Here is a 24,524-nt window from a genome sequence, read left to right as displayed (position 1 = left end):
TTCGGTTTTCCTTTCGTAGGCGATCGCTCGTATAACACGACGAACGCCACGGGAAAGGAGAGAGAAAAGATGCTGATGGAATGTACAGAAATTGTTTATGGACCGAATCGCCTGCAGGTGCGCGTCAAAGAGCGCGAACTGTATGACGAGCGGGTTATGGAAAATGAGGAGGATGAAAGCTTTCTTTCCTTAATTCGCCTCGATCCTGTTTCCTGCAGCGCGTACTACAGCCTGGAAGAGCGGATTTCTCTGCACGATTTTCTCGTGCAGAGCCATTTGGAAACCCGACTGGCGTGTCAGTTTCTGCATGGATTGCTTGAACAGGTTTTAAAGGCGATGCAAAGCCAGCCGGTTCTGCTTTCCGCCCGAACGATTTTTCTGTCCCTTCGCGGTGACGCGTTTTACTTTGTCCGGGCCCCGGTTCATTTTCGAGCCTGGATGAAGCGGCAGGAGGAACTGCTTCATTTGTATCGGGAACTGCTGGACTATTTCGATCCGAAAGCGAGCGCCGTCTGCGGGCTGCTGTTTCTGGCGGCGAATGGCCGGCTGGAAACGGATGCTCTTCTCCAGGAGCTTGAAACGCTTTTTCTGTCCAGAAACCGTCTGTTCGGATTTTGTCTGAAAAAAGACATACCGCCTTATGTCCGGTCCAAACCGCTTTATCCGCTTCGCGGCGATGGGATGAGCGGTTTGGAAGAAAAGGACGATCTGGTGTGGACCGAGTCGGAAGAAGAGGATACGAATACGGATCCTCTGAATGAAGAGAAGACGTCCTTTGCGGCGTGCTCTCCTCTGTTTCCCCGGGCTGAAAAGGCAAAGCCCGAAAGTTTTGACGGAAAGCTTTCCCCGCTTGATTTTTCCCGGGAAGAAAGCGAAGGATTGCCATTCGATCCTTTTTCCGACACGTCTTCAAAAGAGAAAGCGCATCTTCTCAAGCTTGAACCAAATCCGCAAGGAACCGATGATTCCAATCCGAAGAAAACAGAAAAACGGAAGAAAGCAAGGAAAACGAGAAAAGACGATCCGATATCTCACAGCGTTCCAGAAAGCAACACGCCTTTTGGCGGTTCGGTTTCGCTTTACGGTCTTGAAGAACCTTCCGCCCTTTCGGTGCGCGAAGAACCGCTTCTTACGCCTTACGGCAGCCCGCATGAGAGCCCGCTTGCCCCTCGTCCGCTCTGGCCCGATTCGGGGGCATTCAATCCTTCATCCCAGCCCGATCTGTCAAAACGAGAAGAACAGGTATCCGAATCTGCTGTGCAGGATCAGAAACCAGAACGCAGCATGACGCCAAAAAGAAATTCTTCGACTTCCAAATCCAGAAAAGGAGCAGTGCCTGCGAATCCGACGGTTTTGCTGGAAGAACTGGCGCGCCCTGCGTTTCTGGATCTGGAAGGGAAGCGGCTGGACCTGGAGGGAGCGGACATTGTTGTTGGCCGTCGGGCAGACTGTCCCCTCGTTCTGATCGATCCCACGATTTCACTGACCCATGCCCGGCTGACGCATACGCAGGGAAAGTGGTACATCCAGGATCTGAAATCGACCAATGGCACATGGCTGAACGGAAAGCGGGTCATTCGGAAAATGCGCCTTCATGACGGAATGGAAATTCGGCTGGGCAGCCGGACGGTGATTTTCCATGAGTGAATCCTGGATCTGGATCGAAACGCTCAAGCAGACGCCGCATGGCCAGACCGATCTGGTAATGCATCCGCTCTCCCAAAAGAAAGCCGTGCGCAAAAGCGTTCCGATCGATGCGCCCTCCGTTGTTCTGGACGCTTTGCGACGGGAAAAAGACGTTCTGGAAAAGCTCGATTCGATGTGGACTCCTTCTTTAGTGGAGTATGGATCCGATTTGTATGCCCACACGCTGGTGGAAACCTGGTTTGAGGGCTGTTCGTTAGAGGAATGGCTGCACGAACGCCCCTCGCGAAAGGCGAAAAAAGAAATCTTCCTTCAAATTCTTGCGCTGATCGAACAGGTGCATCAGGCCGGATATCTGTATCTCGATTTGAAAGGCGACAACGTCCTGGTCCACAACGGACATGCCGTACTGATCGATTTCAATGCCTGTCTGCCGATCGGGAGCACGCGTCCGGTCTTCGTCAATAAAGACGCGCTGCCGCCTGAAGGCGCGGACGGTGCACGCATGGATGAGCGAGCGGATCAGATCGGGTTGGGCCGTCTGTATCTGCATATGTTTGGACCTTCGCTCATTGCGTGGACAGCACTGAGTACCGATCCGAGACGGCGATTCTCGTCGTTGAAGGCCATGAAAAAGGCCGTTAAGAAATCGCGAAAGAAAAGCGCGCTGCTGATCCTGTCCCTTTTTCTGGTCGCGTGCTGTTCGGTATTGATGCTCGTGCTGCCGATTGGAATGTCTTCCCAGGCAGGCGAAAATGAGCGGCTGGCGTATGCGCTCGACTCGTCGAACGGACTTCCCGAAGCCTCGGTTTTGTGCGCCCAGTATGCCAGACTTCTGGAAGAAAACCCGCAGCGCAAACTGAGCCCGGCGGAGTGGAGTGTGGCGGCCAAAGCGGCTTTGCGCGAAGAACATCGCAGTCTGGCCGGCTTCTGTATGGATCATCTGCCAGACGATACGAACTATTCGATCCGCTTTTCAAAGGCGATGCTGGAGCTTTTAGTGTATGGCCTGATCCCGCAGAAGCAGCTGGACGATCTGCTCGAAGAACTCCCAGACCAGAGCGGATGGCAGGAACCGCTTGAGCTTATGGCGCAGATGGTCGCCCTTACGCCGGATGCGGTCGCTCCAGATCGGCTCGAACGCCTTCTGGCAGAGATCGAAACTCCTGAACAGATGAGCGGAGAGTGTGCGCGTTCGCTCGTGTACATGCTGATTGGAAAACGGCAGAACGGACAGACCCTTTCTTTAAACGAAACGATGCAGAACGCTCTGGCCAAACGCGCCCCGGATCTCTGGAAACTGTATTTGCACTGGCAAAGCGCAGATTCAGACGATGCTGCTTCCATAGAGGAAATTCAGAAAGAGGATCTCTTTTCGGATTTTCCTCTGGTTACGAATTCCGCTCTGGAAACCGATCGCCAGGAAGATGAGAAAAACAATTCGTTTTTGTGGAAACTATCCGATGACTTTTCCAGCCTGGAATGATTTTCGAGAAAACAAAAGCCGTCTCAAATTTTCGCCCTCGACAATTCAGGCTCGTATGAATAGATGAACCGCAGCCGTCATCAACGGCATGTAAAAAGGCAGGTGAATGAATATGACTGTGGTTACAACGGTGATGCAGACTTGCAGCGCCAGTCTTAGTCCAGAAAATCCTGCGAATTCAGTATTCGCTGAGGCTCGGGTGGTCTGTTATCCGCAGGTCGACCGGCACCGGTCGATTTTCTGTCTCGATGGTTCGCGTCTGCACGATCTGGATCTTCTTCTCGATGAAGGATTTCATGTTCTTTCCTATGAATTGCAGGATTCAGACGGACACATTCTGGAAAGCAGCGAAATCGCCCTGTCCAAAGACAGTCCCTTCTTGCTCAGCCCGTATTTACGCCTTCAGCGCATGTCTTCCGCCAGCCAGCGACAACTGCAGGAAGAAACGGAGAGTATCGACTGGCCGCTTTCCATGCCTCAGGCGCCTTTTGCTACGCCGGGCGAACGGATTTTATCGGATACCGAACTTTGTCTGAGACTGAATGACGACACTGGGCAATGCGTTCTGGAAATCGAGGATGAAGAGGGAAGGCGAGAAGTGTACGCTCTGGGCGATTCGTTTCGCTTCTCGCTGAAGTATCCGCATAGCCGGCTTCGGCTGATCCATGTACCGACGGGTGCCGCACTGGAATGGAGCGTCTATAGTCCTTCCCTCGAAAACAAGGACGGGCAGCCGGATGCTGAGCCGGATACCGGATATTCAGAGTCGTTCCATTCTCCAGCGGAAATCGAACGGCTCAGTCCGCTGGATGTATCCTGGGCAGCTGGAGGATTTTCTGCCAGTGAATTGTCTCGTCCCGAATCCGATTTTTCCTATAGTGAAAATACTTCTCAGGACGGCTCTCTGGAGGATGACTTGCCAGAGGAAGGAGGAAACGACAGTTCGGATTTTGCGGTGTATGAACATCCCGATACGCCTCAGCCCAATCCGCAGACGAACGGCACAGATCTTTCGGATCCATCCGTTTTAAATGTCGAGAATGCCTTCACGTATCAGGACGCACCTCTCTCTGATTCCAGCTGGAATTCTTCGGCTAGTTTTTCGTTTATGCAGGATCGGCCATCCGCTGAGCTGACCGCTTCGGTTTTTACGGATTCAAATTCCGCTTCTTCCAGCGTATCGCTTCTCGACGATCCGCTGCTGTATTCGCCTTTTGCGCCGACCGGACGACAAAATCCCGGAGCCGTTCTCAGCGCGGATCCGGAAAAGAGCCTTCGCCCTTCCAGCCGCAAATACGGGGATTCTCTTCTTCAGACCGCTTTGAAAGGAAATGAAAAAGCGTATAAACCCGGTGAGCTGATTTTTACGTCCTCCGCTCAGGATCTGAAAGTCGACGTTCAAAACGGGACGCTTGAAGCATTTACTGTACAGTCGCTCGATACCCAGAAAACGTACGAATCGCTCGAACAGGCGTTTGATGCAGAATCGAATTCTGCGTTTCAGATTCAGGCGGTTTTTCTGGACGCCAGACAGCAGAAGGTGGATCAAAGCTGGACCGTCATCGATTCGGGGAAGATGTTTCAGGAGCAGATCCAGCTGCCGGGGCTGCGTTTAAAACGCTTTTGTTCCCTCGATGAAAACGGCCGGATGATTCGCAGGGATGCGCTTCATCGCAAGGAAGTTATGCTTTGCCGAGGGTTTGTTCAAACGGATGGAACAGACATTATGCCCTGCGAAGCGCTCCGCCTGTATGTGGATGATCCTTCGGCTTCCTATGCCCTTCAAATCGATGGAAAAGAGCAGCCCGCAAAACTGAAGGAAGATGAGCTGGGGCAGCCGTATCTCGAACTGTACAGCGCTCGAAAAAATCAGAGGGTCGAAGTATTCAAAGACGGTCAGAAACTCGACACGCTTACCCTGCCTGTGAAACCTGCATCGGCCATGGGAGGACTGATTCTGGCCTGCGGACTGCTTGGCGGCTTTGCTGCGGATGGAAAACGCAGACGATTGCGGAACGCTTCTCTTCGTTGAGCCAGAACGGGCCGTTCTCTTCGAAGCGGCCAAGACAGAAGAGAAGACAGACTCTACTATGGAGGCCCCCCTTTTAGCTGTTCACGAATTCCATCCCTGGTCTGGCGGTTACCTGTGTCGGGTGAATACGCGCTTTATGGCGCTCGATTTGGATCCGGAAGGTTTTGCGTTCACGGCCTCCGCAGATTTCCCCTACGCTTCGCCGCTCCATTTTCGAATCGAGCTCGCAGGCCGTACGGAGGATGATGGAGAGATCTCTTCAGAGCCGGTTGAGACGGCCTTTGGAGCGGATTCGCCCGGTCTCTGGAAACTGGAAGATTTTTCCTGCAACGGAACGTATGTGAATGGTCAGCGCGTTGAAAAATCCTGTCTCTTAAATCGAGGCGACTGGATTTTTGCGGCAGGTGCTCTGTTTATGTTCTGGAATCGACTGCTGCTGGCTCCTCCGGCTTTTTCCGATGGCCCCAGTCGAGAAATGGCCAACGTACACAAACGAGATGCACCCTCGGGGGAAAAGGAAATTGTGCCGTATGCCTTTCAATCTCCGGAGAAACCGGCGGAATTTGAACTGGAAGCGTTCGTTCGGGATGAATCCGACGAATATACGCGCATGCCCTCTCCCGCCGGAATGATGGTGATCAGCTCGCTGGTGTCGGCACTCAGCGGTGCACTGCTCAATCCCGGTGACTGGAAAACGCTGGGGGCATCTCTTGTCGGGGCGGGAATGAGCGCAGCTGCATTTGGCGGATGGTATGGCTGGCAGGGCCGCAAGCAAAAGCAGAACATTTTTCGAAAAGCGCAGAAGACGCAGGAAAGCTATCTGGCGTACTTAAACCGGGTAGCAAACGAAATGGAAGAACGGCGCCAAAAGAAAACAAGCGCGTTTCAAAGCGAAGCGAAAACACTCTGTCTTCTCGAAGACACGCTTCGTCATGGATGTCTGCGAAAGGACTGGGCCATTCCCGCCGGCGTTCAGTTTTCCTCGTGCATCACGCTTCGAAAGCCGAAAATCAGCTGGCAGACCGAAAATCCCAAAGCCCTCGAAGCCGTCCATCGACTGGAAGAGATGTGCTTCAGCGCACCATCCTGGTCTTTTCTGGAACCAGGCAGGACGATCACGCTTTCGGATTTGGACGAATCGGCCCTGCTTGATCTTTTTCTCATATGGTGCCATATGGTCTATTCTTCCGGACGGCGTTTTGCGTGGATCGGTTTTTCTCTGGAGCAGATGCCGGTTCATTCCGCCTGCTTTTTCGAACAGACACCGCTCTGCTTTCCGCATGTGCAGGCATTTTCTCGTTTTGCCACTCTTCATCCGTCTTTGGAGTGGACGATCTGTTCGCGCCAGAAACTCTTTGCAAGCCAGCTTCCTGCAAATGCTGCATGTATTGAATTTCTTCCTTGTACTTGCAAGACGTCTCTTTCAAAACCCGAAGGGGAGACGGCCCCGATTCGCCTGTCGCTGGATCGAACGCAAAAACGGCAGAAACTGCGAGCGAGCGGCTTTGGTCTGGCATCCGATTTGTTCAGTCTGCCGGTTCCCAGCACAGTAAACGAACCGCTCTGGAGCTCGAGCAATCTGAATTTGCGCATTGAACTGGCGCCAGGGGTGTTCTGGGACCTGGTTCAGGATGGCCCGCACGCGCTCGTTGCCGGAGCGACGGGAAGCGGAAAAAGCGAAGGATTAAGTACCCTGCTGCATTTGCTGGCATGGCAAAATCCGCCCTCTCGGGTTCAGTTCATTTTGATCGACTTTAAAGGCGGCGCGTTTGGCGGACCGCTTCTGGCGCTGCCGCATACCGCCGGGTTGATGACCAATCTTCAGGCGGCCTCGATTGAACGTATGGAAAAGGCTCTAGAAAATGAGCTGAACCGGCGCCAGAAAGTCATTGCAGAACAGATACAGCAGCAGGCGGCAGGAACAGAAACGGCGCCATTTCCTTTCAGCCATCTGTTCATCTGCGTGGATGAATTTGGTCAGCTGAAAGCCCGCTGTCCAGAGTTCATGAAATCGCTGCAGGAAACGGCACGAATTGGAAGAAGCCTCGGCGTCCATCTGATTCTTTCCACACAGAAACCGGCCGGTCTGGTGGACGAGCAGATCTGGGCCAATTCCAGAAGCCGCCTCTGTTTTTCCGTTCTGGATTCCGGAGATTCCAGGGAAGTGCTCGGGCATGACGGGGCGGTGCATTTAAAGCAGCCGAGAGAGTTCATTCTTCAAGTGCAGGGAAGTGCAGAAAAGCGCGGGCGCGTCTTTTATCTCAAGGCGCCGGCGGATCAGAAAAGTTCCGTCGAATATCTCGATGAAAACGGCCTGTGGGCTTTGCAGCCAAGAAGAAGCCTGCAGGATCAGATCGGCGAGACGATTGCCGCCAGGGGACTGCCCCATGAATGGATTCTCTGTCCCGATCCGCTCGAAGAGAAAGAACACTCAGATCAGATTCTCATCGATGAAATCCATCGAACGATTCCGTTTCGACTGCCGTGCGGACCGATGGCCATGGCTGGAAAAGAAAAGACACTTCGACACGCTTTATCGCTCCTGGTATCGAAGGAAGAAAGAGCGGTTTATTCCACCCTGAATTTTGAAGGGGTCGATCAAGTCATTGCGCCGGAATGCCTGGACGCCCTGCCGGAAGAGATTGGTCCTGCGATTTTCGTCCTTGATGATCCCGCCGGCTTTGAATCCGCTATACGTCAGATCGATCGGCTGCCGCAAAAAGCGGCCATCACTCTGATTCTGGTCTTTACGACCGTCCCTTATGCGCGGTCTTCCTTTATCGGCACACTCGACTGTCGCATTCTTTTCGATCTGGCCGATCGGGAAATGCGCGCTCTCTTTCTGGGAACCAGCGTACCGGGTCAGGTTAAGGAAAACGAAGCGATTGCGAGGATCCAAGGCGAAAAGAAGCGGCTGATTCTCGGTCAGAAAAGGGCGCAGCAGACCATTCGGCCCTGGTTTTATCGCCTGCCCGAATGCCGCCTGCGACTGAAAGCTCACGAGATTGAAGAAGAACCGGGTGATCTGTTCATGGCTATCGATCTTTCCAGTCGATCCCCTTTGTTTTATCGAGGGCAAAAAACGACTCTGATTATCCTGACGCCGGCAATGGGGAAAGCCGCCCGTTGTTTGCAGCGAAGACTGTACATGCAAAATCCGACGGCGGTTCCATTTGAACAAAACGGATCCGCTTCAAACGGAACGAATTTTGAATGTCTGGATTTAAGCCGGGCGGATTCTGTCCAGATCCAGGCCGTTCTTCAGGAAAAAACGAGGCAGGGAACTGTGCTCCTGTTTGGGCACCCGGAAAACGAATGGATGTACAGTCTGGGCCTTCGCCTGCCGTATCCGTGTGAAGGCAATGCGCTCTGGATCGAAGACGGACAGGTTTTCGATGTGCAGACCGCCGCACTGGACGAGCCATGATTTTGCATCTGACCCTGACGGATCGAAAGACGTATCTTCTTCGAATAGCAAATCCAGCCTGTCTGGTGCTGAACGATCTGCTCGATTTTCTGCCCTTTCTTTCAGGCTATTCGCGCGCGGAAAGTGCCTGGTATCTCGAAGAAGAACACGGACTTGTGGATGGGGAAACGAGACTGAGCGATCTCCCGATCTGCGATCAGGATCATCTGCTTCTGTTTCCAATCACGTCCTGCGAATCTGACCGGAAATAAAAGCAGAATCCCCCCTCAGCAAGAGCAGAAAACCAAAAGCGGCCGCACACAGCGGCCGGATAAATGAGAAAAAACGAATGGGAACACGGATGTGTTCAGAAAGGATAGCGTATGCGAATTGTTGCGGATTTTAATGAGATTTCCCGGACCGGAAGAACGCTCAAAAGCCGGGCCGGCGAATACGAAACGCTGCTGAGCCAGATGATTCGGACGATGAATGAACTGCAGAGCCAGTGGCAGGGCGAAGACAGCGCAGCCTTCATGGCAAGACTTGAAGAACTGCGTCCGAAAATGCTGCAGCTGAAAAACGCGATGGACGCTTATGGCGACCGCCTGCTCCACGACGGGGAAGCGTATCGCGCACTGCAGGAAAATCGTACGCTCAATGCCAGAAGACTCGGCTGAGATTACGAAACACGAGACAGCTTCCAAAAGGACAGATTCATATGACTGAAAGGGAAGGTCTTCAGCTTAATCCATACATAACGAAAAAGAGGAGGAGAAAGTCATGTCATCGATTACCATCAGCGCGGATCAGCTTGAAAGCTGTGCCGCTCGCGTAAGCACTCTGAAAACCGAGATGGAAAACACGTTCAACAGTACGCGTTCCCTGATTCAGGGCATGAATGCCTACTGGCAGTCGCCTGCCGCAAACGACGCGTTCGCGCAGTTTGAACAGCTCAGCCCCATTTTTCCAAAATATATCGAACTGGTCAGCGCCTATTGCTCGTTTCTGAGCGACACCGCGATGAGCTATCGCCAGAACGAGGAAGCGCTTGGCGGCAAAGCATGAAAGAAGCGTATTATCGCTCGCTCTACTGGAGTCTGAGTCAGCTGAAAAACGCATTGCCATCTTCTTTGGAAAGCGCCGAGCGCGAGGCCGTTCTGCGGCGAATTCACCTTCTCCAAAACCAGATCCAGGCACAGATTCAGGAGCTGAACTGGAATGACCCTCGACACCCAGGACTTTAGAGCCCTTGCTGCGTCCATACGGGCACTGAAACAGTCAGCTTCCTTTACCAGTCCAATTCTCAACAGCCGCCACGCACAGATCATGAATTCTCTCGACCAGCTTGCGGCTTTCTTTGAGCGAACCGCCGATCTGATCGAGAACAACGAAGCGTCGCTGTACGATCGCCGCGTGGTCTATGTGGCCAATACCCCCGGCTGGAACACGTCCTTTGTCACCCATGGAACGGGTGCCGGTCTTCTGAGGGGGAGAACGGTAAACGCCGTGATGGGTGCCAATTACGCGTATCAGGCCGGCGGCTGGACCTGGAGTCAGGACCATCTGTACGCGTATGCGAATTACGACTGGCTGTCGATCGGAATTTCGGGAAACGTTGGATTTCGACTGATGAAAAACAATCAGATCAATCCGCGGCTCAGTCTGCAGACGCAGGGACAGGCCCATCTCTTTGGAGCAGAAACCGCTGCAGGTGTGGATCTGGGGCTGTTTGATGCGTCGGTACGCGCCGCAGGAGAAGTCGGATCGGTCCGCGGAGAGGCGAAATGCGTTTTCTCCGTCGACGAGCAGGTAATTTCCGCTCAGGCTGGGGCTGCCCTGGCACGCGGTGAATGCGAAATGGCTTTCGATCTGGCAGGCCTTACGATCACGATGGGCCTTTCCGGCTCGGTAGGCAGTGTAGAAGCCGGCTTTGAATACGCCAATACTCCGGGGGTCTGGGGAGTCAGCGTTAACGGCGCGCTTTTAGCTGGTGCCGGTCTCAGCGTTCGCGTTGAATACAACTAGGTAAGTCGAAACCGGTTTGAGAGATTCACTACAGAGTAAATTTCGAAAGAGGAAACAGCTATGGAAAAAGAAGAAAGCAAGCCGCAGGATCGAACGGACACTTCAAAGTCGGAAAATCTGTCGTCACCGGGACTGAAGCCCTTTTTGCCTCTGGGCAGCATCGTTTGCCTGAAGGAAGGGGATAAGCGGTTTATGATTATCGGTCGCGCCCAGCATGATGTCACTACGGGCCGACTGTATGACTATGCGGCTGTTGGCTGGCCAGAAGGACTGATCAGTGCGAGGCAGACGTGCATGTTCAATGCACCCGCTATTCAAAGTCTGGTTTTTATCGGCCTGCAGGACGAAGAAGAAATCCAGTTTCGCAGGCAGATGGACCAGAAGTGGGCAGAACATCTCAAAAACTCTGCGTCCACTGCAGCATGCTGAACGGCGAAAAAAACAGACAAAGCCGGCAGGCCTTTCCAGGATCTGGAAGCTTGCCGGCTTTACTTTACCTCTTTTAGGGTTTCTTCAGCTCTTTTGTATGCAGCTTTTGGGGAAGAGCATCCGATGCCTGCTCAGATTCGATACTTTCTGGCATCAGTGATACGGAGAATTCTTTTTAGCGAATCAATCTCACGTCGTAAGGCCTCAGCTTCCGCCAGAGCCTTCTGATACTTCCAAGCCGGAACGGTATTGTTCTCGCGCGGTTCTCGCTGCTTTTGAAGTTTTTGAACGAGATTGTCGATTCTTCGCTGACCAATCCAATTCAGATCGTAGCCAGCTTTTTCAAAAACATCACGCGGATTCTTACCGCTCTGAACGTACTTCCAGAGCTGGTCCTTAAACGCAGGCGTAAATCGAATGGAGTGCGCAGACACAAAATCTGTGTTTGGATTTTCGCTCAGAACTTTCACCTGATCTTGTGTGAAACAGGAACGTGGCATACTTGATCTCTCCTTACCGCTCGCGTTGACGGTAAACCTGTTGTCGCATGTTCGGATCATCCGGGAAACCGATCGATTCCAGAGAGGGAGAGTGACAGGAATCCTTTTTGCGAGAGTTTTCGCTTTCTTGCAAATCCGGATTTATCCATCCAGATGGGTACAAAAAAAACAGCCCTCTTTTCAGAAGGCTGTGGGATTGGAAACGTACGATTTAGGCAGCTGCGGACTGGCTGTCATCGGATTCAGTAAGATCCGGACGGGTTACCAGATATTCTGGAGAGTTGGCTTTGAAGGCATCGAAGATTTCCTGATCGTGCACTTCGAAGGCATATTTCTTCAGGTAGTAAATCTGGCAGTCCTTGGCAACGGTCTGGTTGCTGGAAAGTGCGCTGATGATGTCCTTGAGGTTGGCGTCGTAATCGGTGGATACAACGGAAGCCACGTAATAGGTCACATCGTCGGTCGACGTGTCGCTGGTGAAGACCTGATCGAGCAGGCCGTCTTTGCTGGCGTCGAGAATGGCGTTGCGGAGCGTTTCCGGAAGGCCGCTGTCCTGCGTGGAAACGATCTGTTCGCTTCCGGTATAGGTGGCGTCGGCCTTGGCGTACTGCGCGCCGACCTTTCCGGCGTCTTCGCCTTTTTTCAGGGCTTCGAGCGCCTTGTTGGCGTTGTCTTCGGAGTCGGTTTCAATAATGAAGGCTTTCACCGGATCGAATTCCTGACTAATTTCTTCTTTGGCATCGGTGAAGTACTTTTCTGTCAGCTTGGTGGACTGGATGTTGGGGATCAGAACTTTGTTGATGAAATCCTCAGCACTGTCGTAGCCGTTTTCCTTGAGCTGATCTTCAAAGCCGTCTACTGCGGTGTAGGTATCAAGCGTGTTCTGCGCTTCTTCCTTGATTTCATCGGTTACGCCGATTTCCTTGTCCGCAATCTTGCGATTGGCAATGGACAGGACGCCGTTGGTTCCGGAAATCTCTTTAAATACGTTATATTCGTCGCCTTTGGTAAAGGTCGTCTTGCCTACGGTCATCAGTTTCGCAGAAGATTCTGGAACGGATGTATTGGCCTGGCATCCGGCAAACGTCATGGATGCGCAGAGGGCGGCAAGCAGAAGCGGTGTTTTGTATTTCATCTTATTCACCCTCCTGAGTCTTTTTTTCGCTGCTGGCGGCAGAAGACTGCTCGCTGGATTCTTTTGCGGCGCTTTCAACTTCGGCTTTCTTTGTTGTCTTCGCACTTTCAAAGGCGTCGAGCTGTTCCTTAATCGATTTTTCCATCTTTTCCTTTACGGAATCGTCTTCGTAGGTGATATCGAGCTTGGATGCTGCGTCTTCAACAGCGGCAGCTTCCAGTCCGTTTACGCTTCCGGTCAGGGAAGTCACGATGGCTTCGATCACATCTTCGTCGCCGCTGTCCATCATGGCTTTCGGATCGGTTTCGTTTACATACACTTTGTAGAGGGTAACCATTTCCATGCCGTCAGGCTGAACGGTGATCCAGTCGGATACGCTGCCTTTGGACAGGGATTTTGCAGCGGAGAGCACATTGGAATCGAGATCGGTTGTGTTCTCGTCAATGTAGCCATAGAAGCCGCCGTCTTTTGTGTTGTCGCTGTCGGAGTATTCCTTAGCAACTTCCGCAAAGTCTTTTCCTTCATCGAGGGCTTTCTGGATGTTGTCCTTCTTTTCCTGCGATGCATCGGAAAGAACGTCTGCGTTTGGTACCTGCATGGTGATGATCGAAATGGTTCTTCCGCTTTCCGGAACGAACATGCTCAGTTCATCAAAGTGTTCCTTGAGGTAATCGGCGTCAAGCTTGCGGATCTTTTCCGCCGTCATGGCGTAATTATAAGGCGCATCATCTCCTGTAAACCCGTAGGAAGCCAGCGTCTGAAGAATGGACTGACGGGTTTTGCCGGTGCTGTCCGACTTCATGTTGTTTTCAATGTTTTTGGCGATCTGTTTCGCGTTGGCTTTCATTTCCGAATCGGCTTCGACGCTCTGGTCTACAACCGCGTTGCGATACATGTTGTAGAGAACGTTCGAGGAGTTCGAGGAAAGCTCATCGTAGAGATCTGTACTGGTGATGTCGCCGAAATTCAGGGAGGCAACTACATCCTGGCCGTCGACTTTGCGGGAGTTTACGTTATCCTTGTTCAGATCGATGACGAAGTAAACAAGTACACCAATAAACGCGATCGCAATCAGTGTCACAAACCAGTATTTTCTTAAGAATTCTGACATTGCGTTTCGCTGCAAATCTCTTCCGGCTGCAGCTGAATCCTTTCTTTTTTCTGTGATCCGGAAGAGAGGAAAAAAGGCGGGCAATAGAACCGGTTCCTTTTTGAGAATCAGTCAAAATTATACGAAAGGCCTCTATAAAAAGCAATGTACCGGCCAAAGAGGGAACAGGGATTGCCGATGTCCCTGTGTGAAGGCGATGTCCTGAATGGGCGCCTTTTTTATGCTCATTCTGCGCTTTTGAAAAGCCTTTCGAAGTGCCTTTGGCTTTCAGACTGCCAGCCGAGCGTAAAAGGCGGATTAAAACCGGTTTTCCAAACGGGTAAAGTCCTCTATTTACTTTGCGTCCTGCCGGAATGCTTTCCGCCTTCCAGAAATGGATCCATATTATTAGACGAAAGTATTTAACGAGCAGTTTTAAGAAGACGTTCGGAAGCAGAAAGGGGCACGATCGTTTTTGAGACTGTATCTGCCCGTAAGGAAATAGGCTGATCCGCTCCATGCTTTTATTTACCCGCTCGCTTTTCAAAGGAAGAATGCGGCAAGTTACACCTCCTGGTGCGAGTGTAGGAAGCCCGGTTTTTATAAAGATGAAAAATAACTCACAAATACAGCTTGCCGGTTCGCTCTTAAAGGGGATAAAACGGTTTTAGAGTATACTGATTCTGTTAGTGAAATGAGGTATCAAAAATGTCAACATTGGAAATTAGAGATCTTCATGTCAGCGTTGAAGGCAACGAAATTTTAAAAGGCATTGACCTGACCGTGAACTCCGATGAAATGCACGCATTAATGGGTCCCAACGGCAACGGTAAATCCACCCTGCTTGCCGCAATCATGGGCAACCCGAAATATACAGTCACCCAGGGCAGCATTACGCTCGATGGAAAAAACGTTCTCGACATGCCTGTCGACGAACGTTCCAAGGCAGGCCTGTTTCTGGGCATGCAGTACCCGAGCGAAGTCGCCGGCGTAACCAATTCCGATTTTCTGCGTACCGCGATTAACGCACGCAGAGAAACCCCGATTTCTCTGTTTCAGTTTATTAAGGGAATGGACCATGCGATCAATGAGCTTCACATGAAACCGGATCTGGCCCATCGCTTTCTGAATGTCGGTTTTTCCGGCGGCGAAAAGAAGCGCAATGAAATTGTGCAGATGCTTTTGCTGAAACCGACGATGACGATGCTCGATGAAATTGACTCCGGTCTGGACGTCGACGCTCTGCGCATTGTTTCGGAAGCCGTTTTGAAGGCGAAAGAAGAAGATCACATGGGCGTTATCGTAGTTTCCCACTATGCCCGCTTCCTGGACTATCTGAAGCCGACGCACGCTCACATTCTGGTCGACGGCCGCATTGTCGTATCCGGCGGACCGGAACTGATTCATAAAGTCGACAGCGAGGGCTACGACTGGATCGAAAAAGAGTACCACGTTCACGCCCGCAAGGAAGAAAAGCCAAACCCCGTCCTGCTCGAAAACTGCGGCGCCAAGAAAACGGAGTAGGCCCATGGAGAGGACATACAGAAACCGGTTTGAAGACCGGATCGATTTGCATGAGGATGTCCGTCTTGTTTTTGATGCGCATTCACAGGGCAGTATCCTTCTTTTCGTCGATGCGAAAGAAGATACCCTTTCTCTGGATTTTGAAGCCGAACCTTCAAGCCAGGTCCGCGTTTTTATTCAGAACGTAACGGAGCATGCCCTTCGACTCGATATCACGGCGCGCTCCAAAGCCGATTCGAACGTAAAAATCGGTCTGCTCGATCTGCAGGACGAACCCTGCGAAATTCATTTTGACGGGGATCTGATCGAACAGGGAGCCGATCTGGATTTCTATACTGCTCAGCTCTGCCTGCGCGACAAGTTCAAGAAAGGCGTTCTGAATCTGAACAACCTCGTGCCGCATACTTTTGGCAACATGCACAACTTTGCGGTCTGCTTTGACGGTGGCAATTACGAAATGGCCGCAGCCGGACGGATTGTCAAAGGCGCTTATGCCAGCGAATCCCATCAGGAAACCCGCGTTCTGACGATGGGCAAGGACCACAAAGCTGTAGCAATACCGATTCTTTATATTGATGAAAACGATGTAAAAGCATCCCATGCGCTGACCATCGGTCAGCCGGATGCCGAACAGCTGTACTATCTGCAGTCCCGCGGTCTGTCAACAAGACAGGCAGTCGGTCTGCTTTCCATCGGCTATTTCAAGCCGGTCATCTCTCTGATTGCAGACGATGACGTGCGCAGTGAAATTGAAGTTCAGATGGAACAGAGAGTTGGTCTATATGAATATTAAAGAAAATATTGAACAAATCCGTGCCGAGTTCCCGATCCTGAAGCGGACGATGAACGGTCATCCCGTGGATTATCTCGACAGCAGCGCAACGACCCTCAAGCCGCAGTGCGTCATTGATGAAGTCGTTCGCTATTACACATACCTTGGGGCCAACGCCCACCGCGGCGACTACGAAATGTCCGCCCAGGTCGATCATGCCTTTGAAGGCGCACGAAAGACTATGATGGAATACATTCATGCCGCCCGTAAGGAAGAAATTGTCTTCACATCCGGAACGACCGAATCGCTGAATATGGTCGCGTTAATGGTCGTTCGCGAAATGCTCAAGGAAGGCGATGTTATCCTGACATCCGAAACCGAACACGCTTCCTCGATTCTGCCGTGGGAGCAGGCCGGCTGTGAAAAAGGCGTCGAGACCAAGTTCATGGAACTGACTGAAGACGGCCGTGTGACCATCGAAAACTTCCAGAAGGCGCTCGATGAAAATCCAAATGTAAAAGTCGTTGTCATCGCCCAGGTTTCCAACGTGCTCGGCTATGCTGCGCCGGTAGAAGATATGGGAAAAATCTGCCACGACAAGGGCATTCTCTTTGTGGTGGACGGCGCACAGTCCGTTGCCCATCTGCCCATCGATGTGCAGAAAATGAACTGCGACTTCTTCTGCTTCTCCGGCCACAAGATGTGCGGTCCGACCGGTGTCGGCGTACTGTACGGCCGCTTTGAACTGCTCGACAAGCTCACTCCGGTGTTCTACGGCGGAGAAAGCAACGCCCGCTTTTACAAAGGCTGCGATACGCTCGTACTGCGCAAGACGCCTTTGAAATACGAATCCGGCACCCAGCCGATTGAAGGCGTCATGGGTATGGCCACGGCAGCGCGCTATTTGAAAAAAATCGGGCTTGAGGGCATTCATGCGTATGAACTCGAACTCAAGAAGCATTTTGTCGAACGTGCCACCAAAGAGCTTAAGGACAAAATCAAGCTTTACAATGCCGATTCTCCAAGCGGCATTATCACCTTTAACGTCTACGACAAGGGTCAGCTGATCTTCCCGCAGGATATGGCCAGCTATCTTTCATCCGCAGGCATCGCCGTCCGCTCCGGCCAGCACTGCGCCAAGCTGATGGGCGATATTATTAAGGAACCGGGCACCGTCCGTGCCAGTCTTTATTTCTATAACGATCTTGAGGATGTCGACCGTCTCGTGGATGCCATCAAGGATGCCACCGTCGAGAAGTGTCTGGATATTTTCTTCTAGGAAAGGCGGAATTTACGATGTCGATTGATCCTTCTTACTACCGGGATATTATCCTGGACAACTACAGCTATCCCCATAACAAATCGCTTTCCGATGAGGCGGATTACCATTCCCGCCACATGGCCAGCGATTCGTGTATTGACGATATTACCGTGCAGGCCAAGTTCAAGGACGGAAAAATTGAAGACGTCCGCTTTGACGGAAAAGCCTGTGCGATTTCTACCGCGTCTACTTCCATTCTGACCGAACTGCTCAAAGGCAAGACGATTGAGGAAGCCCAGAACATCATCAACAACTACAACCAGATGATTCAGGGCAAGCCCTACGATCCGCAGGTGCTCGATGAAGCCGTCGTTTTTGAGGGCGTTTCGAAGCAGCCAAACCGGATCGGATGCGCAACCATCGGCTGGAAGGCGGTGCAGGAAATGATTGATGAAGAGGAGGCCGGCAAATGAGCGATCTGAAAAAAGAAGAAGTGCAGGCGCTCCAGGATACCGACTACAAATACGGTTTTCACGACAGGGACACGTCGGTATTCAACACAGGCAAAGGACTGAACGAAGAAGTCATCCGTGAAATTTCGGCGATCAAAAAAGAGCCGGAATGGATGCTGCAGCGGCGTCTGGATGCCTACCACTGCTTTGAAAAAATGAAAAAACCGGACTGGGGTCCGGATCTGAGCCATATCGATTTTGATGAGTTCACCTACTACATCAAACCGAGCGAACGGCAGGAACAGAGCTGGGACGAAGTTCCGGAAACGATCCGCGATACGTTTGAAAAACTCGGTATCCCAGAAGCCGAACAGAAATATCTGGCCGGCGTTTCCACCCAGTATGAATCCGAAGTTGTGTACCACAACATGCTCGAAGAAGTACAGGAAAAGGGAGTTATCTTCCTCGATACCGATTCCGCGCTTCGCGAACATCCGGATCTGTTCAAAAAATACTTTGGAAAAATTATTCCGTATTCCGATAACAAGTACGCGGCGCTGAACACCGCGGTATGGTCGGGCGGCAGCTTCATTTACGTGCCAAAAGGCGTAAAGCTCGAAAAGCCTCTGCAGTCCTACTTCCGCATTAACTCGCAGGCTTCCGGTCAGTTTGAACGGACCCTCATCATCGTCGATGAAGGGGCGGATGTGCATTACGTGGAAGGCTGCACGGCCCCGATTTATTCCAAGGATTCCCTGCATGCGGCCGTTGTTGAAATTTACGTACACAAAAACGCCAAATGTCGCTACTCGACTGTACAGAACTGGTCGACCAACATCATCAACCTCGTAACCAAGCGTGCCGAGGTGCGTGAAAACGGTCATATGGAATGGATTGACGGAAACATCGGTTCGCATCTGAACATGAAATATCCGTCCTGCGTACTCGTGGAACCGTACGCGAAAGGCACGACGATTTCGATCGCCGTCGCCGGCAAGGAGCAGATTCAGGATGCCGGTGCGAAAATGATTCATCTCGCGCCGCATACGTCGTCTACCATTATTTCCAAGTCCGTAGCCCGCAGCGGCGGGGAAGTGAACTACCGCGGCTGGGTCGTTCATGGAAAGAAAGCCGACTATGCGAAATCCAAAGTCGAGTGCGATACGCTCATTCTCGATAAGATTTCCCGTTCCGATACCATCCCGCTGAACCGTCAGCTCAATCAGACTTCCCAGATCGAACACGAAGCAACGGTTTCTAACATTTCCGAAGAACAGCTGTTCTATTTGATGAGCCGCGGCCTTTCGAGAGCCAAGGCGACGGAAATGATCGTCATGGGATTCCTGGAACCCTTTACCCGCGAGCTGCCGATGGAATATGCGGTTGAGCTCAACCAGCTTCTCAAACTGGATATGTCCGATTCGATTGGCTAGATTTTACGATGATCGACCGATCCGAATGGATAGAGAAAAGAAAGCAGATTTCGTCGCGCGATCTGAAAAACGAACAGATTGCGAGGCGGATTCTGCCTTTTTTAAAAGCCTCTTCGTGCATCGGGTATTTTTATCCAGTACGCCAGGAAGCGGACATTTTCTCGCTGCGGGATCCGGGCTGGACCTTTGTCCTGCCGCGCGTACTCGATAAGACGAAGATGGCTTTTTACGATTCCACAATTTTAAAACCCGGCGGGTTTGGCATCCCGGAACCCGTTTCCGATGAGGAAATTGTCCCGGACGTTCTTGTCATTCCTTTACTCGTATTCTGCGATGGATACCGGATCGGATATGGCGGCGGCTATTACGATCGCTATCTGGAAAAGCATCCCGAATGCCTGCGCATCGGAATTGCCTTCGATGAGCAGGAAGGTCAGTTTGAGCCCGAATCCTGGGATCAGCGGCTGGACTGGATCATCACGCCGACACGAACGCTGCACTACGATCGAAACGGCCAATAAATCCGTCAGACCGCCAGTTTGTTTTGTACAAATGCGTTTAGATGCGTTTGGAAGAAAGGAGAAGCACTGTATGGCAGACCGCAAAAACAGGAAACGGATCCTGATTTTCGGGGATTCCAATACGTGGGGCTGGGATCCGCAGACCGAGGATCAGCGGCATGACCGCTTTGTGGAGCGCCTTCGAAGCGACTGTCCCGAATATGAAATTATGGAAGAAGGCATGAATGGCCGGGTGCTCGATGCGCCGGGCTATTTGGGTCCTGAATCCGGATCCGCCTCGATACGAAAAGCGATCGAACGAAATCTCCCGCTCGATCTGATTGTGATCGCTTTAGGAAGCAACGACGCCAGACGGATGTATTCACCCTCCATCCGCGTCTGGAAAGCGAATCTTGATGCGTTTTTAAACGCCTTAAACGCGGCGAGAACTCTGTGTCCGCATACGCCGGTGCTGCTGGTGAGTCCGCCTTTGTTAAATGCAGAGGCGATTGACAGGGAAATGCTTTCGACCTTTTCGCAAAGCGGTCAGCGCATTCTCGAACAGGCCCAGAGCGAGATCCAGAAAGCGGGAGAAGAAATCTGCTTTTATACGTTGATCAGCAGTGAGATCGGTCTGTATGGAGGCGGCTATGACGGCATTCATCTCGATGCCAGCGGGCATCTGCGACTTGCCAAAGCTCTGGAAGAGAAATTTCATACGATTTTTGCCGATTCGAAATGATTCTCGATCAACGCGATAAATGCGAAAAAAGAATTTCACGGATTCTGCTCGAGCGCATTGTCCAACCTGTGACGGGCAAACGAGCGTTCAAACAGACCGGCGTGAAATATGCTGGAAAGGAAGACTGGACAAAAGTCCGGTCTGGCCAAGTGAACTGGAAAGAAGAATGAACATGAGTGTACTTGATCAAATTCATGCGTTCTGGGCACGGTTCTGTGATGAAGAACCAGCGCTTCTGAAGGCATTGCAGGAAAAAAACTATGATCAGCTTTCGGAAATTCTCGATACGCTGAATTCGCTGTCCTATGAAATCAGCGGCGCGCATTTCTTTGTAGAAGATCGTGCGGAAGAGCCGGAAATGACCTTTGATACCGGTCCGGATAAAACGACGCAGCTGATCTGCGAAAAAATGAAGGAACTTGCACCAGAGTCCGTAAAGAAAACCTGGATCATCAACGACACGCTGCCGCCGCTCTCGCAAAAGGCGATCGAAGCCTCTTTGCAGATTAAGGAGGAACGCTATTCGCTTTTTGACATGACGGTCTTTTATCAGATCGATGAGAAAAACCATTCTTTTGTCTGCAAAGTGTACTGCCCTGGCTTCTCGCTGGTCGACAATACCGAATACAAGCGGGAAATGTCGATCTATCTGGTGGAACTGGCCATTGGCGAGAAAGAACTTGAGGCGTATGTCGGCAGCGTAGACTATGTCGACGAGCCGGAAAACGGCGTCGATTTCTGCAATCTGACGGAACTGTATGAAGTCATTCTCGACACAGCGGAAAAACGGAAATGGCCGCAGTATGAACATCCGACCGATATTTATACCGTCTTCAAACCGCACGAAGATTTTGCGAGCGATTCGCTGCGCAAGGATATGAAGATTATTTTCACCACCCATCCTTCGCTGATCGAAGAATCGCTGGGAAATAAGAGCGATGTTTCGCTTGATATTAAATCCAGAGAAGGGGAGTACGGCTACATTTATTACGCCAACCTGTTCGACGCTAAGGAAGACGCGTCGTTCCGGCAGGCCCTTTCGACTCAGATCGAAAAGATTCTGGCGCCGCTTCACTGCGCCAAGGTGATCGGCGGAGCCATCGGCAAGTCCTATTCGTATATTGATCTGATTCTTTACGATGAGCCGATGTTCCAGAAGGCATTTGCGCAGATCCAGCAGCAGCTCAAAAGCAAAGTGGATCTGCATTACCGCAGCTTTGGACAGGAAGCCTAACGGACCAGCGGACCGCTCAATTCAAATGTAAAAACACTGGACAACAATAGAAAACACAAGGGAGAGCTGTCGACTCAGCGTCGATAACTCTCCCTTGTTGAACGAAAAAAAGAGCGCGGATGCGCTCAATTTTTTTTCATTTTTCGGTTGTGATTATTCAGCAACAGGTGTCACGTTAGCTGCCTGTTTTCCACGATCGCCTTCAACGATGTCGTAGGTAACAGTCTGGCCTTCCTCGAGGGAACGGTAGCCTTTCTGGTTGATGGAAGAGTAGTGTACGAATACGTCTTTTCCATCTTCACCAGTGATGAATCCGTAACCCTTTTCGGCGTTGAACCATTTCACTTTTCCAGTGTTCATGTTTTACCTCCCGGAATAGATTGGAAGATTTTATTATTAAAAAGAGAGCTTTTAATGCGAACCTGGAAAACGAAAAAGCTGCGAATATCCAGTTTCTAAAAATCAGTATGAAATCTATCCTTTACATCAGCAATTATATAGACTTTGGATAAAAAAGGTCAAGCAGGTTTCTGTTTTCAACAAACACGAAATATGTCATTTAACAATGTAAAAAAATACAAATATACTTTATATAAAGATCATATATCTATGGGGCATGCTTTCAAAAAACTTTCACTGCCTTTCGCAGGGCCGCTTGAGTGTAGAGAAAACGTTTAAAATCCGCTGTGAAAAGGCAAAGGTTTTTCCATGCGACTGGCGATAAAACCGCGTGAGCTTTCCTCTGTTTTCAGCGCTGAAGGAAGGCGTGTCTTTTTGATCGGGCACGGAATTGTCTCAGCGTGGCGAAAGGGTGTTTTCAGCCGCCTCGATATAATGGAAGCATGAAAAAAACAAATCGTTTGCTGAAATCGATCGATCGAACCTTTGAAATTCTTCTTGCTTCGTCGATCGTACTTTCCTTGTCCTCACTGCCGGTCTGGGCCAATACGGACTCTTTCGACAGGTCTTTGGATGAGCAGACTCAGTCCCAAGGGACAGAGGAGGATGCAACAGACTCAAGTACACAAATGTACCGGCTGTATAATCCAAACTCTTCAGAACATTTTTATACGGCGGATCTTCATGAAAAGAACGCGCTGATCTCATATGGCTGGCAGTACGAGGGAATCGGCTGGTTTGCTCCGCAGAGCGGAGAGCCGGTGTATCGTCTGTATAACCCGAATGCGGGCGATCACCATTACACGCTCAATCTTCACGAACGGGATGCTTTGGTTCAGCTCGGCTGGCGATACGAAAAGATCGGCTGGTATTCCGATACCCAGAAACGCGTGCCGGTCTATCGCGAATACAATCCGAACGCGAAAAGCGGTGTGCACAATTTCACCACAAGCCGGCAGGAAGATCAGGCTCTGGTCCGCTTTGGCTGGAAGGCGGAAGGAATTGCCTGGTATGCGGAGAAGGAAGGCGTGCCGGTCGATCGCTCCTTAAAAGCGCTCCACGTTTCGGGAACGAAGCTTCTCGATGAGAACAATCAGGAAGTCGTTCTGCAGGGATTCAGTTCGTTCGGACTGAACTACATGCCGCAGTACGTAAATGAAAATGTATTCCGCTTTCTGTATACCCAGATGAACAGCCGAGTGATCCGGCTGGCGCTGTACACCCAGGAATACGGCGGTTACTGCTCCGGTGGAAACCAGACCGAACTGAAGGCGATCATCGATCGCGGCGTGAAGGCGGCCAAAGCCACGGGGCAGTATGTCATTATCGACTGGCATATTTTGTCCGACGGCAACCCCAACCAGCATATCGATCAGGCAAAAGTCTTCTTTGATGAAATGTCCGCTAAATACGCCAGCGAGAAGCACGTTCTGTATGAAATCTGCAACGAACCGAACGGGACGGACTGGGCTTCCGTAAAGGCCTATGCCAATACGATCATTCCGATCATTCGCCGGCACGATCCCGACGCGGTCATTCTTGTCGGTACGCCGACCTGGTCTCAGGATGTAGACGTTGCCGCCCGCGATCCGCTTCAGGGCTATTCGAACATCATGTATACGCAGCACTTTTATGCAGCGACGCATAAGGAGCCGATCCGGGATAAGCTGAAAACGGCGCATGCGCTGGGCCTGCCGGTATTCGTAACGGAATTTGGAATTTCTTCGGCGGACGGCAACGGAACGATCGATCCGGCCTCTGGAAATGCATGGATCGCTTTGCTGAATGAATACGGAATCAGCCGCGTCGGCTGGGCGTTAAGCGATAAGAACGAAACGTCCGCGCTGTTCAAGCCCGGAACGACGACATCCCTCTCGCTGTCTGACCTGACCCCATCCGGAGAATGGTTTTATGAGACGTATACGCATCATTATCCAGCGCATCTGCCCAATCCAAATCCAGGACTGCCGCAGCCTTCGGATCCCGTTGAGCCGGATCTGCCAAAACCGGATACTCCGTCTTCCGGACAGAGCGGCTTTTTAAACTGGTCCCTGAAAACGATAAACAGCTGGTCAGAAAACGGGGAATACTACGTACAGTATGAACTGACGCTGACTAACAAGGAAAATCACGATGTAAACGGCTGGAAAGCGGAAATTCCATTGAATCAGGATTTCCGTGTGCAGAGCGGCTGGAACGCCGTATTCAGCCAGAACGGCCGTACGCTCATAGTGCAAAACGAAAGCTACAACGCGTCGATTGGCGCTGGACAGAGCATTGGCGGCATCGGAATAATCCTGCGATCCAGTCAGCTCTGGACCAGCTGAAATAAACAATAAACATACAGAAGCCATGGAACCGGTCGAAAACACGATCGAAGCTTCATGGCTTTTTTGCAGTTTCAGGACAATGCTGTTCACTTAAGCTTCACAAGCTCACTTACAAATCAGGTTAGTTCCT

The 24,524-nt window shown here is 51.3% G+C and carries 23 protein-coding genes; 19 read left to right on the top strand and 4 right to left on the bottom strand.

From position 1 onward, the window contains the following. Positions 1 to 69: 69 nt before the first annotated feature. From Q2J39_RS04440 to Q2J39_RS04395, 10 genes are all read left to right on the top strand, one after another. Positions 70 to 1,647 (top strand): FHA domain-containing protein, encoded by a 1,578-nt coding sequence (locus tag Q2J39_RS04440; RefSeq protein WP_288339207.1) that lies wholly within the window; start codon positions 70 to 72, stop codon positions 1,645 to 1,647. Beyond that, positions 1,640 to 3,130 carry a protein kinase domain-containing protein gene (locus Q2J39_RS04435; RefSeq protein ID WP_288339206.1) on the top strand — a complete coding sequence of 497 codons (1,491 nt, stop codon included), beginning with the start codon at positions 1,640 to 1,642 and terminating at the stop codon, positions 3,128 to 3,130. The genes Q2J39_RS04440 and Q2J39_RS04435 overlap by 8 nt, the downstream gene beginning before the upstream one ends. A 112-nt stretch (positions 3,131 to 3,242) precedes the next feature. After that, positions 3,243 to 5,162, top strand: a complete 1,920-nt coding sequence (locus tag Q2J39_RS04430; RefSeq protein ID WP_288339205.1) for a hypothetical protein — start codon at positions 3,243 to 3,245, stop codon at positions 5,160 to 5,162. Positions 5,163 to 5,220: 58 nt separating this feature from the next. Beyond that, complete coding sequence (locus tag Q2J39_RS04425) at positions 5,221 to 8,589, top strand: FtsK/SpoIIIE domain-containing protein (protein ID WP_288339204.1); 3,369 nt, start codon at positions 5,221 to 5,223, stop codon at positions 8,587 to 8,589. Further along, positions 8,586 to 8,840: a hypothetical protein gene (locus Q2J39_RS04420; RefSeq protein ID WP_230266752.1), complete on the top strand. Its 255-nt coding sequence runs from the start codon at positions 8,586 to 8,588 to the stop codon at positions 8,838 to 8,840. Before Q2J39_RS04425 ends, Q2J39_RS04420 begins: the two co-directional genes overlap by 4 nt. 111 nt (positions 8,841 to 8,951) lie before the next feature. After that, positions 8,952 to 9,245, top strand: a complete 294-nt coding sequence (locus Q2J39_RS04415) for a WXG100 family type VII secretion target (RefSeq protein ID WP_288339203.1) — start codon at positions 8,952 to 8,954, stop codon at positions 9,243 to 9,245. Between the two features lie 103 nt (positions 9,246 to 9,348). Continuing rightward, complete coding sequence (locus Q2J39_RS04410) at positions 9,349 to 9,633, top strand: WXG100 family type VII secretion target (protein ID WP_230266750.1); 285 nt, start codon at positions 9,349 to 9,351, stop codon at positions 9,631 to 9,633. Continuing rightward, the gene (locus Q2J39_RS04405; protein WP_288339202.1) at positions 9,630 to 9,812 is read left to right on the top strand and encodes a hypothetical protein; all 183 of its coding nucleotides are present in this window, start codon (positions 9,630 to 9,632) and stop codon (positions 9,810 to 9,812) included. Before Q2J39_RS04410 ends, Q2J39_RS04405 begins: the two co-directional genes overlap by 4 nt. Further along, positions 9,787 to 10,593 (top strand): hypothetical protein, encoded by an 807-nt coding sequence (locus tag Q2J39_RS04400; protein ID WP_288339201.1) that lies wholly within the window; start codon positions 9,787 to 9,789, stop codon positions 10,591 to 10,593. The genes Q2J39_RS04405 and Q2J39_RS04400 overlap by 26 nt, the downstream gene beginning before the upstream one ends. A gap of 60 nt (positions 10,594 to 10,653) precedes the next feature. Next, positions 10,654 to 11,022 carry a DUF4176 domain-containing protein gene (locus Q2J39_RS04395; RefSeq protein ID WP_288339200.1) on the top strand — a complete coding sequence of 123 codons (369 nt, stop codon included), beginning with the start codon at positions 10,654 to 10,656 and terminating at the stop codon, positions 11,020 to 11,022. A 131-nt stretch (positions 11,023 to 11,153) separates the two neighbouring features. Here the strand turns inward: Q2J39_RS04395 and Q2J39_RS04390 are convergent, their stop codons facing one another. The 3 genes from Q2J39_RS04390 to Q2J39_RS04380 form a co-directional block, all read right to left on the bottom strand. Then, a complete protein-coding gene (locus Q2J39_RS04390; RefSeq protein ID WP_288820612.1) occupies positions 11,154 to 11,522 on the bottom strand; it encodes an HTH domain-containing protein in 369 nt (122 codons plus the stop codon). A gap of 211 nt (positions 11,523 to 11,733) precedes the next feature. Continuing rightward, positions 11,734 to 12,657, bottom strand: a complete 924-nt coding sequence (locus Q2J39_RS04385; protein WP_288339199.1) for a hypothetical protein — start codon at positions 12,655 to 12,657, stop codon at positions 11,734 to 11,736. A 1-nt stretch (position 12,658) separates the two neighbouring features. Beyond that, complete coding sequence (locus Q2J39_RS04380) at positions 12,659 to 13,768, bottom strand: peptidylprolyl isomerase (RefSeq protein WP_288339198.1); 1,110 nt, start codon at positions 13,766 to 13,768, stop codon at positions 12,659 to 12,661. A 687-nt stretch (positions 13,769 to 14,455) separates the two neighbouring features. On the opposite strand from Q2J39_RS04380, the gene sufC reads away from it, so the two are divergent. The 8 genes from sufC (at position 14,456) to Q2J39_RS04340 (ending at position 21,665) form a co-directional block, all read left to right on the top strand. Continuing rightward, positions 14,456 to 15,271, top strand: a complete 816-nt coding sequence (gene sufC, locus Q2J39_RS04375) for a Fe-S cluster assembly ATPase SufC (protein ID WP_230266743.1) — start codon at positions 14,456 to 14,458, stop codon at positions 15,269 to 15,271. Positions 15,272 to 15,275: 4 nt separating this feature from the next. Continuing rightward, a complete protein-coding gene (locus Q2J39_RS04370; protein ID WP_230266742.1) occupies positions 15,276 to 16,064 on the top strand; it encodes a SufD family Fe-S cluster assembly protein in 789 nt (262 codons plus the stop codon). Beyond that, positions 16,054 to 17,322, top strand: coding sequence for an aminotransferase class V-fold PLP-dependent enzyme (locus Q2J39_RS04365; RefSeq protein ID WP_288339197.1), 1,269 nt, complete (start codon positions 16,054 to 16,056; stop codon positions 17,320 to 17,322). The genes Q2J39_RS04370 and Q2J39_RS04365 overlap by 11 nt, the downstream gene beginning before the upstream one ends. A 17-nt stretch (positions 17,323 to 17,339) precedes the next feature. Further along, entirely contained in the window at positions 17,340 to 17,777 is a 438-nt protein-coding gene (gene sufU / locus Q2J39_RS04360) for a Fe-S cluster assembly sulfur transfer protein SufU (protein ID WP_230266740.1), read from the top strand. Then, complete coding sequence (sufB, locus tag Q2J39_RS04355) at positions 17,774 to 19,189, top strand: Fe-S cluster assembly protein SufB (protein ID WP_288339196.1); 1,416 nt, start codon at positions 17,774 to 17,776, stop codon at positions 19,187 to 19,189. Before sufU ends, sufB begins: the two co-directional genes overlap by 4 nt. Positions 19,190 to 19,197: 8 nt before the next feature. Further along, positions 19,198 to 19,710, top strand: coding sequence for a 5-formyltetrahydrofolate cyclo-ligase (locus Q2J39_RS04350; protein ID WP_230266738.1), 513 nt, complete (start codon positions 19,198 to 19,200; stop codon positions 19,708 to 19,710). Between the two features lie 70 nt (positions 19,711 to 19,780). Continuing rightward, entirely contained in the window at positions 19,781 to 20,431 is a 651-nt protein-coding gene (locus Q2J39_RS04345; RefSeq protein WP_288339195.1) for a GDSL-type esterase/lipase family protein, read from the top strand. A gap of 172 nt (positions 20,432 to 20,603) precedes the next feature. Next, positions 20,604 to 21,665 (top strand): hypothetical protein, encoded by a 1,062-nt coding sequence (locus Q2J39_RS04340; RefSeq protein WP_288339194.1) that lies wholly within the window; start codon positions 20,604 to 20,606, stop codon positions 21,663 to 21,665. A gap of 153 nt (positions 21,666 to 21,818) precedes the next feature. Here Q2J39_RS04340 and Q2J39_RS04335 read toward each other — a convergent pair whose 3' ends face one another. Continuing rightward, a complete protein-coding gene (locus Q2J39_RS04335; protein WP_230266735.1) occupies positions 21,819 to 22,025 on the bottom strand; it encodes a cold-shock protein in 207 nt (68 codons plus the stop codon). A gap of 668 nt (positions 22,026 to 22,693) precedes the next feature. On the opposite strand from Q2J39_RS04335, the gene Q2J39_RS04330 reads away from it, so the two are divergent. Next, positions 22,694 to 24,391 carry a cellulase family glycosylhydrolase gene (locus Q2J39_RS04330; RefSeq protein WP_288339193.1) on the top strand — a complete coding sequence of 566 codons (1,698 nt, stop codon included), beginning with the start codon at positions 22,694 to 22,696 and terminating at the stop codon, positions 24,389 to 24,391. The last annotated feature ends 133 nt before the right edge of the window (positions 24,392 to 24,524 follow it).

Source organism: uncultured Allobaculum sp., assembly GCF_948576815.1.
Lineage (GTDB): Bacteria > Bacillota_I > Bacilli_A > Erysipelotrichales > Erysipelotrichaceae > Allobaculum > Allobaculum fili.
The sequence above is the reverse complement of the archived record's forward strand: the minus strand, read 5'-3'. Positions and strand labels throughout refer to the sequence as shown.